This window comes from Okeania sp. SIO2C2 (assembly GCF_010692625.1).
Taxonomy (GTDB): Bacteria; Cyanobacteriota; Cyanobacteriia; order Cyanobacteriales; family Microcoleaceae; genus Okeania; species Okeania hirsuta.
In genome coordinates this window covers 97,919-113,025 of sequence record NZ_JAAHGM010000002.1, presented here as the reverse complement: position 1 = coordinate 113,025, position 15,107 = coordinate 97,919, and the positions used below count along the sequence as shown (strand labels likewise).

Here is a 15,107-nt window from a genome sequence, read left to right as displayed (position 1 = left end):
AGTTGCTTTTGTTGCGTATGTCGCAATAGGAGTTTATGCTCAGTTGCTTTTGTTGCGTATGTCGCAATAGGAGTTTGTACTTAGGGTTTGCTGATTAAATATCGCGCTTATTGACTGATATTGGTTTGAGGAATTTTAGAGCTGGAAAAAGTGCGAGGTTTTAGGTGGTAATGGTTCAAAAATTCAAGATTTTGGTCAAGAGTTGGGCAGAACCATCTTGGGAAAATTCTTACTCCTACCTCCTCGCTCCCGACCCTTTTCTCCTGTCTCCTGTCTCCTGTCTCCTACCTTCACCCATAAGACTTTTTCAGCAAGCCCTACTTATATAATTCCTATTTCTTCTTACTCCTGATGCCAATTCACCTTAAAAAAGATGTCACAAATAGTTTCAAACTTTTGAGCTGATAAAATCTTACTTTTGACTTATATAGCGCTGTGCGCAGGGAACAGGCAACACTTAACAGGGAACAGGGGGAATAAATTGCCGTTTGCGCAAGCATTCCGTAGGAATCATATAAGACTTCTAGCTCTTTTGCCCCTACTACAATTTGTAAATATACCAGCGCTCATTGCTATAACTTCGTTCCGATACTTGTGCGCTGTCCCTGCGCTCAGATATATTGAAATAGTTCTGGGACAAAAATAATAAAGGAGACTTAATGAGATTAATCGTCGCATTCCTATTATCTTTTCTACTGTTGGGACAAAGTCCAGCTTTTGCCTTCTATCCAATTAATGGGGGTTTCACAATGAATGATAGTTGTGAAGCCTACACGAGCTTAAGAAAGAAAAGTGAACCTGTGGCTCTTGAAGTGGGAAAGGTTTACCCAGTCTTAGGGCTAAATAAAGAAACTGGAGACTACTTTAATATCAAAGTAGATGGACAAAGTAAATGGGTAAACAAAAGCTGTGGTGAATTTGATCCTGACGGAGAAAGTATAAGTGAAACAGAAGGAAACGATACAGAAGCACCCATTGGTCAAAGCTGCCCTATAGAACGTTGTGTAGATAAATATGTTCTTGCCATTAGTTGGCAACCTAGTTTCTGTCAAACAAAGCAAAGTAAACCAGAGTGTATTTCCCAAACAGCAGACCGCTACGATGCGACTAACTTTACTTTACATGGCTTATGGCCTGATAGAGTTTCCTATTGTGGTGTGTCTTATGAAGACAAAATAGATGATAAACAGGGAGACTGGGATGATTTACCTCCATTGGATCTGGATGAACAAACTACTTCTGAGTTGGCAGTATTAATGCCTGGGGTACAGTCTTATCTACATCGTCATGAGTGGGTCAAACATGGTACTTGCGATGGGCGAGATGAGGATACTTATTATGATATTTCCCTAGATTTACTTCGAGAAGTGAATGATTCTGAAGTACAGGAGTTGTTTGCGGAAAATATTGGTAAAATTATTACTCGGTCTCAGATTGATACAGCTTTTGAAAATTCTTTTGGAGAAGGAGCTGCTAAAAGTGTGAAAGTCAAATGTAGGGATGGCTTGTTTTCTGAGTTTCAAATTAAAATGCGTAGACCTCTAGTGGGAGACAAGTTAGCAGATATTTTGCTGCCGACAAAGACAGGGTTCTGCGATGATTTGCTTGTCGATCCTGCTGGGTTTTAGAAGTTGAAAGCTTTTGTCACTGGTAGCAGTGGTTTTATTGGGGCAAACTTGGTCCGGTTGTTGTTGCAGCAGGGTTATACTGTTCGATCGCTTGTTCGCCCCACAAGTTGTCTAGATAATCTCCATGGTTTGGATGTGGAGGTTGTGCTGGGTGACTTAAATGACTCCCACTTATGGGAGTTGATGGTGGGGTGTGAGGTTTTGTTTCATGTTGCTGCTCATTATTCTTTGTGGCAAAGGGATAGAGAGTTGCTTTACAGAAATAATGTGTTTGGTACGCGCAATGTTTTGGAGGCGGCACGACGGGCGAAAATTGAACGGACGGTTTATACGAGTTCTGTTGCTGCTATTGGGGTGGGGGTTTCTGGTGCGATGGTTAATGAGGGTTATCAGTCTCCACTGGAGAAGTTGATTGGTGATTATAAAAGGTCTAAGTTTTTGGCGGAGCAGGAGGCGGTGAAGGCAGTTAATTTGGGACAAGATGTGGTAATTGTTAATCCTACTACTCCTGTTGGTGCTTGGGATATTAAACCTACTCCTACTGGTGATATTATTGTGCGATTTTTGCGTCGCCAGATGCCTGCTTATGTAGATACTGGTTTGAATATTATTGATGTTCGGGATGTAGCTTGGGGACATTTGTTGGCTTTGGAGAGGGGGAAATGTGGCGATCGCTATATTTTGGGAAATGAAAATCTGACACTTAAGGGGTTACTAGATTTATTGGAGGAAATTACGGGTTTAGCTGCTCCTAGACAAACTGTTCCTGTTTGGTTACCTTTAACTGTGGCATGGGTTGATGAAATAATTCTGGGAAGTTTGGGGAAACTACCTTCTATTCCTTTGGATGGGGTACGAATGTCTCAACAACGAATGTATTATGATACTTCTAAAGCGGTGAATGAGTTGGGTTTACCTCAGTCTTCGATTAGAGTTGCTCTTCAGGATGCTGTTGATTGGTTTCGGGTTTATGGTCTGAAGGAGTAGGGGAGTGAGGGAGTGAGGGAGTGGGGGAGTGATATCAAATCCGGTAGCATTGGTCTTATTCAGCATTATTAAGATTGTAGGGGCGAATGGCCATTTGCCCCTACTGACGTGCTAATTATCAAAAATGTCATTGCCCCTGTGTTAATTACTTACAGCAGTTTTCTAGTTGATGAGGTACAAAGTTTTATTGCTCTAGGGAACAGGGAATAGGAAATATAAGAATAGTCCTACAAGTGTACCTTACTATCCTCAAAAGTGCTGTAATAATTGAAGTTTCACCTCACAAAAGCATTCTTTTTTCACTCAAATTCTCTAATTTTCATAACTACTAAATCTTTGTGATTTTCTCTCCTCCTGACTCCTGAGGACTGACTCCTGAGGACTGACTCCTGACTCCAAGAGACTTAACCAATCTATAACTGTTTAACAGGATTTGATATTACAACAAAATAAATAATAGTAGTAAAAATTTACCAGCAAATAATAAAGGTGTTGGTAATGGTAATTTTTGATCGCTTATATCAGGAGCGATATTATCGTTATTGGGAATAGTATCTACAATGAGAGTGATACCATGGTTACCTAAAACATATACAACTTCTCCTGTATTAACTGTAAGTTCTTGGATACATTTAGCATTCCATAAACTACCCCGATAACGAACTCTACCAAGTTGATTTGGTCGAATTATTTCATCAACTATTGCCTCTTTAGTCATGGATAACAAATATCGGTTATTTGTACTATAAGTTTTGACAGCACAATTAAAATTATTTAACATCGATAGCTCTTCTCCTATATATAAAATTAATTGTAAGGATTACCTGTAGAAAAAATGGTAATTATTAGTTTCTCTATGACTTTTGGTTGAAAGTTTTTAGTATAATATTCTTCTGTAGTCTGTAGTCTGAGTCCGCTAAAAATTTATTTTTTACTTTTGACTTATTCAATATAGATAGTCTTCACCAAATGAAACCTCTAATTGCCAACTACTATATAATAATTGGTGTTAATTTTTTCTACATTTGAAGCTTCAGTCATCTAGGTAGTAAATCTGGAACTTTTAGTCAAAATTAGATATTTTATAAATTCCTTGCAGAAGGAAGAAGGAAGAAGGAATAAATTTTAAGTTTTTGATATGTCGCGCCCTTTTCTTCGACTGCTATACTAGGCAATCAGAATTGATAAATTTCCAGAATGAAGAAAAAATAAATATTTTGCAGGTTAATCCTGAAAAATATAAACTTAATAGATATTATTTGTATTTTTCCGAAATATGGAGATAGTGAGCTGATATACTAGGTATAATTTTTTATATTATGTTTGGTTAAATATTTATACTTTGGTAGAAGAAAAGGAGCAAGTTTTTAACGGAGTCAGAAGTCAAAATTTAGATAGGAGAGCCTTTTTTTACCTACCACCTTCTTCAATGATATATATTAAGGAGAGAAATTAGAATATGGGAGGAAATCAATTTCGATTTAAACAGTTTACTATTCTACAAGACCAATGTGCAATGAAAGTCGGTACTGATGGTACTTTATTAGGAGCATGGGTAGATATTTCTGGAGCAGAAAAAATTTTGGATATTGGTGCTGGTACGGGCTTAATTTCTTTAATGCTGGCACAGCGTTCACGTCAGCGGTGTGGAACACTATCCCTTGCTCAAATTGATGCTGTAGAAATTGATGTTAACTCATCTATTCAAGCTAGAAAAAATGTGGAGCGATCGCCATGGTCAGATAGGATTAAAATTTACAATTCCTCTATTCAGAAATATACGGAATATTGTCAAAATAAGTATGATTTAATAGTATCAAATCCACCTTTCTTTGAAAATGCTTCTAAAGCTGCTAAAAAAGCCAGGACAGTTGCCAGACATACAGACTTTCTTTCGCAAACTGATTTATTACAAACAGCAGTTAAACTTTTGTCTGATACAGGTAAAATAGCTGTAATTTATCCGGTAGAGCAAGCTGAAAATTTTCAGATAAAAGCACGATATTTTGGATTATTTTGTCACAAAAAAATATATGTAAAACCCATGCCAAAAATTCCGACAAAGCGAATCTTGATGGAACTAAGTAAAAATCAATTACCCCCTCAAGAAAATACTATTATTATTGAAACTAAACAATATTTATACACCCCTGAATTTATCGCATTAATCAAAGACTTTTACCTAAAATATTAATCTTCTTCCTTCTTCCTGATTTAATATGACTGAACCACTAGAGACAGAACTATATTTAAGTTCAGAAAAAGACGAATTATTTGAAAAAAGCCCCTGGCCGAAACCTTTTACTTTTAATGCCGAAGTAGTCAAAGTTTTTGATAATATGGTATCTCGTTCAGTGCCTCTATATCGAGAAGTTGTAGCAGGTGCAGTGCATTGGACGCGAGCATATTACCAACCAAAAACACGCATTATTGATGTGGGGTGCTCCACAGGTACTTTCCTAGAATTATTGGGGCGATTTTTGAAACAGCCAGCAATTTTAGTAGGAATTGATAATTCTCAAGATATGCTGGATAAAGCCAGAGAAAAATTAGCTCAAATTCAAGATTTTCATCAGATAGAATTAATTTGTGAAAATGCAGAAAATTACTCCTTTGAAAATAGTAGTGTAGTAGTGATGAACTACACCTTACAATTTTTATCTCTCCCTCAACGACAAAAATTATTGCAGGCAATTTATCAAGGTTTAGTTCCTGGTGGTTTGTTATTTATAAGTGAGAAAATCAGGTCTAATTGTCCTCAGTTTCAAGAACAAATTGCCCGTCATTATGAAGCTTTTAAAGCTAAAAATGGTTATGCTCAGAATGAAATTGAACGAAAAAAAGAGGCTCTGGAAAATGTATTAGTTCCTTTGACAGAAATTCAACAATTGCAAATGTTGAATGACAGTGGTTTTCAACAAGTAGAATCGCTGATTAAATTTCATAATTTCATCTCGTTTGTGGCATTAAAATAGTTGGATTAAATTAAAAAAGGGAGTAGGGGAGTAGGGGAGTGGGGGAGTGAGGGAGTGGGGGAGTGGGGGAGTAGTAAACATAAGAGTAATTAATACTAAATGGCTAATAATTATCAAAAATGCTATTCCACCTGTGTTATATCATGTCCGGTTGAATACTTATAAATAAACGACGAAGGAGTCAGGAGTCAGGAGGACTGAGTCAGGAGGGAAGAAAGAAGCAAGAAGAAAGAGGAGGAAAAGGAAAAAGAGGAGAAAGTTTTTTGATCGCTAATTATCCGGACATGATATTAATTACTTAATAATTGAAGTTCCACCTAAGAAAAGCATTCTTTTTTCACCCTTAGTAATCTATATAGATGTTGCATCCAACGTCCCTACTATTCTCTGTTCCCTGTTCCCTGTTCCCTGTTCCCTAAGCAGGAAAATCATAGCTAAATTCACCAACGCCAATTTTTCCTACTTATTTAGGCTGACTATTAAATATACAATTAAATATACAATTAATTTTATACCAATTTCATCAACTTAGGCTACACTACTTATCTTATTCTTTGTGTGAAATAATTCCCTGAAATTACTGTAGCGTCAAAGTTTTAAGCTGATAAAATCTTACTTTTAACTTTTAACTTTTGACTTTTGACTTCCGTGAAACGGTATTACTTGACTACTTACAGCGTATTTCAGGTTTATGAGGTACACTCGCAACAATTTTACAGCACTTTTTAAGATGGTGAGGTACAGTTCAATATTAATCTATATCCCCTCTTCCCTACTCCCTACTCCCTACTCCCTACTCCCTACTTCCAAAATGTTAATATTAGCAGAACATATCCTATTCATCAAACTGTGAGGTTTTCTGATGTTGACTCTTTATCACACCCCAATATCTCCTAATTCCCGTCGCGTCTGGGTGACATTGCTAGAAAAAGGACTTGAGTTTGAGCTGGTAGAACTTAAACTGAGTGATGGAGAACAATTTCAACCGGATTATTTGGCCATTAACCCTTTCCACCACATTCCTGCTTTGGTAGATGATGGCTTTAATGTAGTGGAATCTTTGGCAATTTTGGACTATTTAGAAGCCAAGTACCCTACTCCTACTATGTTGCCTCAAGATGTCAAAGACCTAACAATTGTGCGAATGGTACAAATGGTTAGTGTTAATGAATTATTGCCTTCCATTGATGCATTAGTACCAAGAATATTTGATTTACCAGGAGAGGATTTAGAAAAAGTTGAGAAAGCGCAACAGAAAATTGCTACAGCACTAACATTTTTTGAGAAATTATTGGGCGATCGCTCTTATTTTGGTAGTGACAATTTAACTTTAGCTGATGTTGTTGCTGGAACAATTGTTCCCTTATTCTTAGTAAGAGGTGGTATTTCCTTGGTTGAATATCCTAAAGTAAGTGCTTGGTGCGATCGCTTAATGGCACGTCCAACATGGCAAGCTTCTGAGGCCACACCAGAAGCATTTGAAAACTTCAGGTCTATTCTGGTAGCTCGAATGCAACAAAATTGAAGAAGATGTTCAACAATTAATAATTAATAATTAATAATTAATAATTACCTCTCCTTGAAAAGAAGGGCGTTGGTGAATCAAGCTATGAAAGCTAAATTTATAAAGTATAAAATGCTTTTTAATTAGTATTTAGGCGATCGCCATTTAAAAAAATCATAGCCACGCATCACCAACGCCAAAAGAAGAAGATTGACGGGGAGCGTGAAAATTTTTTCTTTTTTCTCCTCTAAAGGAGAGGCTTTAAACCTCAATCATTCGGTAAGTGGTAGGTTTTAGGTATCATATAGAATCAGGTTATACAGTATATGTTTATAATTCTATCAACACTTCAATAGACTTGTCGCTTTATAACTTAAAAAACTCCCAAAAACCATGGTATGTAAGGATTGTAGCTATTTAGGAAAAAATGCTTAGAATTATTGCTCTGTCTAGGTTGGAGTAATTTTTTCCCTCTATTTAGCGACAACTCTAATATTAAATCAGACCATCTCCCCTACTCCCCCACTCCCCTATTCACCATCTCTGCCATATTACAAATCTCGGTGAGTAAATACCTTAGGGCGATCGCCAGAATAAGTAGCAGCAACATGACCATCACCTACAACTTGATATTTATAAGTTACTAACCCTTCTAAACCTACTGGACCTCTTGGTGGAATTTTCTGTGTACTAATTCCTACTTCAGCTCCAAAACCATAACGAAAGCCATCAGAAAACCGAGTCGAGCAGTTATGGAATACACCTGCGGCATCTATTTGAGCAAGAAATAACTCTGCAGTTTGTCTATCCTCAGTTACGATAGCATCTGTATGTCCAGAACCATAAGTATTGATGTGAGCGATCGCTGACTCTAAATTATCTACTACTTTAATTGACAATACTAAATCGCTGTATTCTGTTGCCCAGTCTACTTCTGTCGCCACCTTTACCGACGGTAAAATCTTCCGAGTAGCTGCATCACCTCGTAACTCTACCTGATGCTTTTCCATCATTGGGAAAACCTCTGTCAAAAACTTGTCAGCAATATCAGTATGAACTAACAAAGTTTCCACTGCATTACAAGCAGCAGGATACTGAGTTTTTGCATCCACAGTAACTGCAACTGCCTTTTGAATATCCGCTGACTTATCTACATAAACATGACATATTCCTTCAGCGTGACCCAAAACAGGAATTTGAGTATTTTCCTGCACAAATTTCACAAAAGAATTAGAACCTCTGGGAATAATTAAATTGACATATTTATCTAATTTCAGTAACTCCAGAGTTTCTTCTCGCGTAGTTAACAACTGTACTGCATCAGGATTAACAGAAGTTGTTGCCAGTCCTTGGCGAATTGCTGTAACTAACTCTTGACATGAATTAGTTGCTTCTTTACCTCCTTTGAGAATGACGCCATTTCCTGATTTAATTGCCAAAGCCGAAATTTGAATTACAGCATCAGGACGAGCTTCAAAAACTACACCAATAACTCCCAATGGACAAGTAATACGTTTGAGAATTAATCCTTCATCTAATTCTCGATGTATTTGCACCGTACCAACTGGGTCAGCCAAAATAGAAACATTCCGTAAACCTGCGATCGCGCTGTTAAGTTTGGCCTCATCCATTTTCAATCGATTATAAAGAGGTTTAGCAATGCCATTGGTTTGAGCTATCTGACAGTCAAGTTTATTTGCTGCTAGAATTTTTGGTGCTGCGGTTTCCAGTGCTTGGGCGACTGCTTCAATTGCTTGATTTTTTGCTTCTGTGGATAAACCTGCCGATTTTTGTGCTGCTTGACGGGTTGTTTTGGCTATTTCAGTCAAAGAAACTTCTATAATCATCGTCTTTTTGGTATTTTTTTACGACTTATTTTCTCATTATACTGCTTTGGTATAATAATTATTAATGATCTTGTGATTGATATTAATTCTTAAATTTATATCTCAAGTTTTAAATGAATTTTATTGAGCAAAAAAAAAATTGAGGGGATAAAAGTACAGGATATTTAATGTAAGTGTGGCACATCAATCAAAATTAATGTTTTGCTCTATACTCTAAATTAATCACACTCAGTTAAAACTATTTAATCTCAACTAAAATATGCTTAATTATTTTCTATTTCAGATATTTTTTGATTATTTAAAAGCTATTTGTGGAAAAAATAAGTATATATTATTTGGCATATTTTTATATTATTTTATTCAAAAAATGTTATCAGATCAGGCTTTAAAATCAAGCAATATCAGTAAATAAAAGCCTTTTTCCCATAGCATTACATTAGTAATAGGCTGATATACGACTTACTAATTGCTAAAACATTACAATTTCTGTCCGGATGTTTATCCTTTTAGCCAGAAAGCAATCAATAGACTAATTTTATCTTCAATAACCAAAAAAATCAGGTCTCAAGCCTTCCATTTTAAGGGGATAAAAAAGAAAGAAAATTCTGCATCTTCTCGTCTCCCTATTGCAGGAGGTACTGTTAACGAAGTCAGAATTCAGAAGTCAAAAGTTATTTTTGTAACGAGGATTTGAGCAAGGATCCAAAAATATTTTGCCTTAAAAGGCGGGGTTGCACGACCCAATTATTTTGATAACGCAGTTCCTCTTTCTGAGGCTAAATGATAACTTATATAGCGTTTTCAAATGAGATGTCAAAAAGAATTGGTTATTGACTAACAGTAAAAAGTCCAGCAAACCTTCTTACCTGTTGCCTGTTACCTGTTGCCTGTTGCCTAAAAGCGACCAGGTTTTTTACGCAACTCAAATGAAATTACTATAACTGAATTGACTTATGCAAATTTATAAATTTATTTCATTCAAACAACTACTCATCAAGCAAAATAACTTCTTTAATCGCTATAAAATCTCAAAAATCATCACAGTTATAATTTTTAGCCTCTTAACCTTTATTCTGATAACTAATCAAACTTTCTTAGCATTAGGCCAGACTTCAGAAACATTACAGAATAATAATATTGAAAATATTACTCAAGTTCCATCATTAACACCTATCAGTAATATAGTTTATAAACCAATCAAAATCGACAGTAGAGAAATTTTCAAAGTAGCCGCAGTAGCAGGACAAGAAATCCAAGGAAATAGCAATACATCTCCCCTAAATATTAGAGTTAGACTGTATGAAAATAATCTTAAACAAACAATTAAAGATTGCTTTGATGCTGACACTTTAAAATTAACTCTTGAAACCCGAGAAAACCAGACTTTAGTATTTGCCTCAGACGCAGAAGAACTAAAAAATAAATTTCTGATTGCCATCACAGATTTAGATGCTCAAATTCATGGCATATCTAGAGAAGATTTAACTAATCAGATTATTGGTTTTATGAAGGATGCCTTAATTAGAGCACAGAGAGAACGACAAGCAGACTATTTATTGAGGCGACTTTTAATTTCTTTCGGAATAATATTAGTTTTGATTCTGTTGAGCTTTCTCATATCAATTTGGCAAAAATACTGCTTCAGAAAGTACCAAAAAATCCAAAAATCTATAGAAAATTTAATAGTCTCTCGTCCACAGATAGATGAATTTAGAAATTATCAAGAATTAACTACAGCAAAAACAGAGTTAGCTTTAGGGCAAAAACAACAGTTAAGATGGGAACAACAGCAAGATAAAAATTCTTTTTTTAGAAGTTTTCTGCAAGTAAGTCACTTGATTTTATGGTTAAGTGGTATTATTTGGATTTTAGGTAATTTTCCTCATAGTCGTTGGCTACAGATTTTTTTAGTTTCTCATGTCATAGTGTTCACTATTATAATTGGTACTTATTTAGCAATTAAAGGTAGTCCGGTGATGGTCAACTGGTTTGCTATAAATAGTTTTAAAAGATTAGAAAATCAAAGTTATGGTCATAGAAAAATACCACAAGCAATTACTTTTTCTCATACATTGAAAGGAATTGTGATGTTTACATTAGGTTGTATTGGTATGCTGGGGATATTTCAAAATTTCAATTTTTCTATAACTATAGTATTATTAGGTTTAGGTATTATTAGTTTTACAGTTTCTTTGGGTGGTCATAATCTAGTTAAAGATATCATCAGTGGAATTTTAATTTTGCTAGAAGATCAGTATGCAATTGGCGATTTGATTGACCTAGATTATACTATAGGTTATGTAGAAGATATGAGTTTTAGTGTCACACAATTACGTGATGTAGGAGGACGTTTAAGTTCAATTCCTAATAGCAATATTTCTATAGTTCATAATTTTACGAAAGATTGGGCAAGTATTGATTTAAGAATAAAAGTTAATTTAGATTCTAATTTAAGCCAAGCAGTACAATTAGTTAAACAAGTTGCTAATGAATTAAAAAATGATATAGAGTGGGGAGAGAAAATTTTAGATTCTGCCAGTATTTTAGGTGTAAATAGTGTTTCTAAAACTGAAGTAGAACTTATGGTTAGAATGAAAAGCATACCAAGAGAACAATGGAATGTAGCCCGTGAATTTTGCTACAGGTTGAAACAAATTTTTGAGTTGAAAAAGATTGCCTTTAATGCCACAATAACTTCAAAATATAGATAAGTCCCTTCGGTTTCCTGTAAAATAGTACAAGTACCTAACTTTTACCCAAGAGTCAAGACAATAGAATCCTTGACAACTTTCACCAAATTAAAAATGATACTAAACAAAAAAATATCAAAATTACTGATCTTAAAAGGACTTGCCCTAATCATACCTTTGGCTGTAAATGCCGTAACATATCCTACATCTGCCCAAATTAATCCTAACCCACCCCCAAATAATCAAAACTCCTCAGGGCGCACCATGACTGTTCGCTCCGACATTCAAGAAGCAGACTCTCGAACAGGAGTTGTTACAGCTCGTGGTAATGTCCAAATTAACTATCCAGCTCGCCAAATTCAAGCCACAGCAGCTCAAGCTCAATACTTTAGTAGAGAACGTCGAATTGTCCTCAGTGGAGATGTATTTATCCTACAGGATGGTAATACAATTCGTGGAGAAACAGTTACCTATCTCATAGATGAAGGACGCTTTATTGTTCTACCTCAGTCTCAAGGGCAAGTAGAATCTGTATATTTAGTGCCTACAGGTGAAGATGCAGATGGGGGAAGCAATGTTACTGCTCCATTCAATCCAAAACCCGCCTTTAAAAGTCCAATAAGCCCATAACTATATTATATATAATTAAAAATTATCGCATATTACAAATTAATGTGGTGTGCCTGATTTTTTGTATCTGTTCTCTGTTCCCGAAAACTCTAGAAATCTTTACACAGCAAACTACCAAACAAAATTGTTTGTATAGCAGAAGGAAAAAGTAAGAAGTTTTATTCCCAAGTTTGTAGCTATTTCATAAGTCAAATACAGTAATGGCGACTGCTATATATCTACAAAATATTCAGGTATATTTTCTTTTTCCTGTTAAGGTTTTCCGTACCTCCAAGTATTAAATGAATTTTGCACAGGTAATAATATGATTGACAATAACAATATTTTGTGTATATTGAAGCAGCCTGGAATTGGTAAGATATTTGTTGTTTCTAAAGCTTAGGAATGAGGATTTTATTATCTACATAAGTTGAATTGCTTAAGCTCACTATTGTGTGAGTGCTTTAAAAAAAATCTGGACTTTATTTAATTCTTATTCCTTAGTTAATCTTTGAGAGCTGGCTTCTAACCCAAATATGAAAATTGTTCTTGAGAATATTCATAAAAACTATGGTAAACGTGCCATAGTTAGCCGAGTTAATCTATTCATTGCCCAAGGAGAAATTGTTGGCCTACTCGGTCCTAATGGCGCAGGTAAAACCACTACATTCTATATCGCTACAGGTATAGAAAAACCCTCCCTTGGCACTGTCTTTTTAAATGAGTTAGATATCACAACTCTACCAATTCACAAGAGAGCAAAACTGGGTATTGGCTATCTGGCCCAGGAACCAAGTATTTTTCGCAACCTCAGTGTTAGAGATAATATTCTCCTGGTCTTGGAACAAACAAAAATTCCTCGTCGCCAGTGGAAAAAGTTCTTAGATTCTCTATTGTATGAGTTTCGCTTAGAAAAAGTTGCTTCTACTTTAGGTTCCCAAGTTTCCGGTGGAGAACGGAGGCGAACAGAACTAGCAAGAGCCTTGGCCTCTAGCAAAGATGGACTAAGATTTTTGTTTTTAGATGAACCATTTGCAGGAGTAGACCCAATTGCCGTTTCTGAAATTCAAAAGATTGTTGCCAAATTAAGAGAACGAAAAATGGGCATCCTGATTACCGACCATAATGTTAGAGAAACTCTAGAAATTACTGATCGAGCCTATATTATGCGCGATGGACAAATATTGGCATCTGGAACAGCAGAAGAACTTTATAATAATCCTTTAGTACGTCAGTATTATTTGGGTGATAAATTTAAGTTTTGAATTATGGCGCTGTGCGCAGGCAACAGGCAACAGGCAACAGGCAACAGGCAACAGGAGGAATAAATTGCTGATAATATAAGACTTTTAGCTATTAGACAGTTCCTGTAATTTGTAAATCTGCTAGCGCACATTGCTATATTCAATTCCGTAACGGTTTTAACCAGAGGTAATTAGGGCTTGCAGATTAAATCTAAAAACATTGACATATAAAGACTTTAGTCTTTTTGGGGACGAAAAAAATGCCTGGTTTTCAGTCTAAAACGCTCAAAAAGGAGCGTATTTTAGGCGCATAGTTGGGCAGAAAAATCATTCTTACAATTCTTACTCCTACCTCCTCGCTCATTCCCCGTTCCTCCTGTCTCCTACCCCTACCAAAAGACTTTCCATACGCAAACTCTAATTATCAATTATCCATTATCCATTATCCATTATCAATTATCCATTATCCATTATCCATTATCCATTAATGAAACTGTGCCAACAACAAAGTTAAATCATCATCAGTTCTACCTGTAACTTTAGGCGATCGCAAAAATTCCTCCAATTGTTTAGTCGCCTCTTGTTCATCTGTCACCACAGTCATAAACTTAAACAATGGTGCAAAAAACGGACAATGAGGCAACCCCCTTGGCATCTTCAAAGCCAGCATTTGTAACCCATCGGAAAAAATTGCTAAATGAGCAGGCTTTCCTTGCCAAATATTGATTTGAGCAGCTTCCACACCTTGCTCTGAAATCAAAAAAGTTGTCTCATTAATATATTCTCCACTTTGAGGAGCAGTCAGCGGAAAGATATTTTCTTCACCATCTCCCACCACAGCCGCACCATCTCCCACCTGAGCAGCAATAGCAAACTCTGGTGTCGCCACCACCAAAATTAAAGTTGCAGCAAACTCCCGTGCCTCAACCTTCCTCACTTGAGACTCAGCCAAAACTGCTGTTCTCGCGGCTCTCAAAGCATCAATTAATTTATACTGCCAATCAACATTATTATCTTTAGACAGCAATTTTTGTTTAGAAATAGTTTCTACTGCAGCACTGACAGCGATTTTTGCTCCTACCTCCCCAAAATTGGATGAACCAGCACCATCAGCAACTGCTGCAACTAAAATATCTTCCGGTAAAATCTCCCAATGATTTGCATCCTGACATGGTTGTCCACGTTTTTTGTGACTCGTACCTGCCACTGACACCGATACCACTCGCCAATGACCTTGTTCTTCTGTTGACATAACCTAACTTTTGGTAACTTTCCTTATTTCATTTGTGCAAGATATTAGGTGTTCTGCTTTAGGTACTAATTGCTATAACACCTTCTTCTATAATTAACGAGCTATCAGCTTTTATCGCTCTGAGTTATTTCAGTTATCAGTTATCAGTTATCAGTACCTCTGCAATAACGAGGCTTGACATCAGGAATATGCTCTTTTTTTTATCCTCTTAAAAGGGGAGACTTTAGAGCACAATTTTTCGGTAAAAATCCCCGGGTTCTTATCATCCAGATGGTTGAGGAGGAGTCGAAATCTCCTTTCGGTTCCGGAATTATCTGCAAACGGGGGTGTGTCAAAAAAAATCTGCTGACTGCTGAAAGCTGAAAGCTGAA

At 36.1% G+C, this 15,107-nt stretch carries 11 protein-coding genes; 8 read left to right on the top strand and 3 right to left on the bottom strand.

Annotated elements, in window-relative coordinates:
- Positions 1 to 659: 659 nt before the first annotated feature.
- Both F6K18_RS01360 and hpnA read left to right on the top strand, forming a co-directional pair.
- Complete coding sequence (locus F6K18_RS01360; RefSeq protein WP_287517914.1) at positions 660 to 1,628, top strand: ribonuclease T2; 969 nt, start codon at positions 660 to 662, stop codon at positions 1,626 to 1,628.
- A 3-nt stretch (positions 1,629 to 1,631) separates the two neighbouring features.
- Positions 1,632 to 2,615, top strand: a complete 984-nt coding sequence (gene hpnA, locus F6K18_RS01355) for a hopanoid-associated sugar epimerase (RefSeq protein WP_287517912.1) — start codon at positions 1,632 to 1,634, stop codon at positions 2,613 to 2,615.
- 439 nt (positions 2,616 to 3,054) lie between these two features.
- Here the strand turns inward: hpnA and F6K18_RS01350 are convergent, their stop codons facing one another.
- Positions 3,055 to 3,396, bottom strand: coding sequence for an NfeD family protein (locus tag F6K18_RS01350; RefSeq protein ID WP_287517910.1), 342 nt, complete (start codon positions 3,394 to 3,396; stop codon positions 3,055 to 3,057).
- A gap of 678 nt (positions 3,397 to 4,074) precedes the next feature.
- On the opposite strand from F6K18_RS01350, the gene F6K18_RS01345 reads away from it, so the two are divergent.
- The 3 genes from F6K18_RS01345 (at position 4,075) to F6K18_RS01335 (ending at position 7,115) form a co-directional block, all read left to right on the top strand.
- The gene (locus F6K18_RS01345; protein WP_287517908.1) at positions 4,075 to 4,809 is read left to right on the top strand and encodes a tRNA1(Val) (adenine(37)-N6)-methyltransferase; all 735 of its coding nucleotides are present in this window, start codon (positions 4,075 to 4,077) and stop codon (positions 4,807 to 4,809) included.
- Positions 4,810 to 4,834: 25 nt separating this feature from the next.
- Entirely contained in the window at positions 4,835 to 5,590 is a 756-nt protein-coding gene (cmoA, locus tag F6K18_RS01340) for a carboxy-S-adenosyl-L-methionine synthase CmoA (protein ID WP_287517906.1), read from the top strand.
- Between the two features lie 862 nt (positions 5,591 to 6,452).
- A complete protein-coding gene (locus F6K18_RS01335; RefSeq protein WP_287517904.1) occupies positions 6,453 to 7,115 on the top strand; it encodes a glutathione S-transferase family protein in 663 nt (220 codons plus the stop codon).
- Positions 7,116 to 7,645: 530 nt separating this feature from the next.
- On the opposite strand, the gene F6K18_RS01330 is transcribed toward F6K18_RS01335, so the two are convergent.
- Positions 7,646 to 8,941, bottom strand: a complete 1,296-nt coding sequence (locus tag F6K18_RS01330; RefSeq protein WP_287517902.1) for a glutamate-5-semialdehyde dehydrogenase — start codon at positions 8,939 to 8,941, stop codon at positions 7,646 to 7,648.
- Between the two features lie 953 nt (positions 8,942 to 9,894).
- Between F6K18_RS01330 and F6K18_RS01325 the strand changes: the two genes are divergently transcribed.
- The 3 genes from F6K18_RS01325 to lptB all read left to right on the top strand — a co-directional run bounded on the left by F6K18_RS01325 (position 9,895) and on the right by lptB (position 13,505).
- Positions 9,895 to 11,652 carry a mechanosensitive ion channel family protein gene (locus F6K18_RS01325; protein WP_287517900.1) on the top strand — a complete coding sequence of 586 codons (1,758 nt, stop codon included), beginning with the start codon at positions 9,895 to 9,897 and terminating at the stop codon, positions 11,650 to 11,652.
- Between the two features lie 93 nt (positions 11,653 to 11,745).
- Complete coding sequence (locus tag F6K18_RS01320; RefSeq protein WP_287517899.1) at positions 11,746 to 12,261, top strand: LptA/OstA family protein; 516 nt, start codon at positions 11,746 to 11,748, stop codon at positions 12,259 to 12,261.
- A 515-nt stretch (positions 12,262 to 12,776) separates the two neighbouring features.
- On the top strand, positions 12,777 to 13,505 hold the full coding sequence (gene lptB, locus F6K18_RS01315; RefSeq protein ID WP_124145171.1) for an LPS export ABC transporter ATP-binding protein: 729 nt from the start codon (positions 12,777 to 12,779) through the stop codon (positions 13,503 to 13,505).
- Positions 13,506 to 13,968: 463 nt separating this feature from the next.
- Here the strand turns inward: lptB and F6K18_RS01310 are convergent, their stop codons facing one another.
- Positions 13,969 to 14,736, bottom strand: a complete 768-nt coding sequence (locus tag F6K18_RS01310; protein ID WP_287517896.1) for a PP2C family serine/threonine-protein phosphatase — start codon at positions 14,734 to 14,736, stop codon at positions 13,969 to 13,971.
- Positions 14,737 to 15,107: the final 371 nt, after the last annotated feature.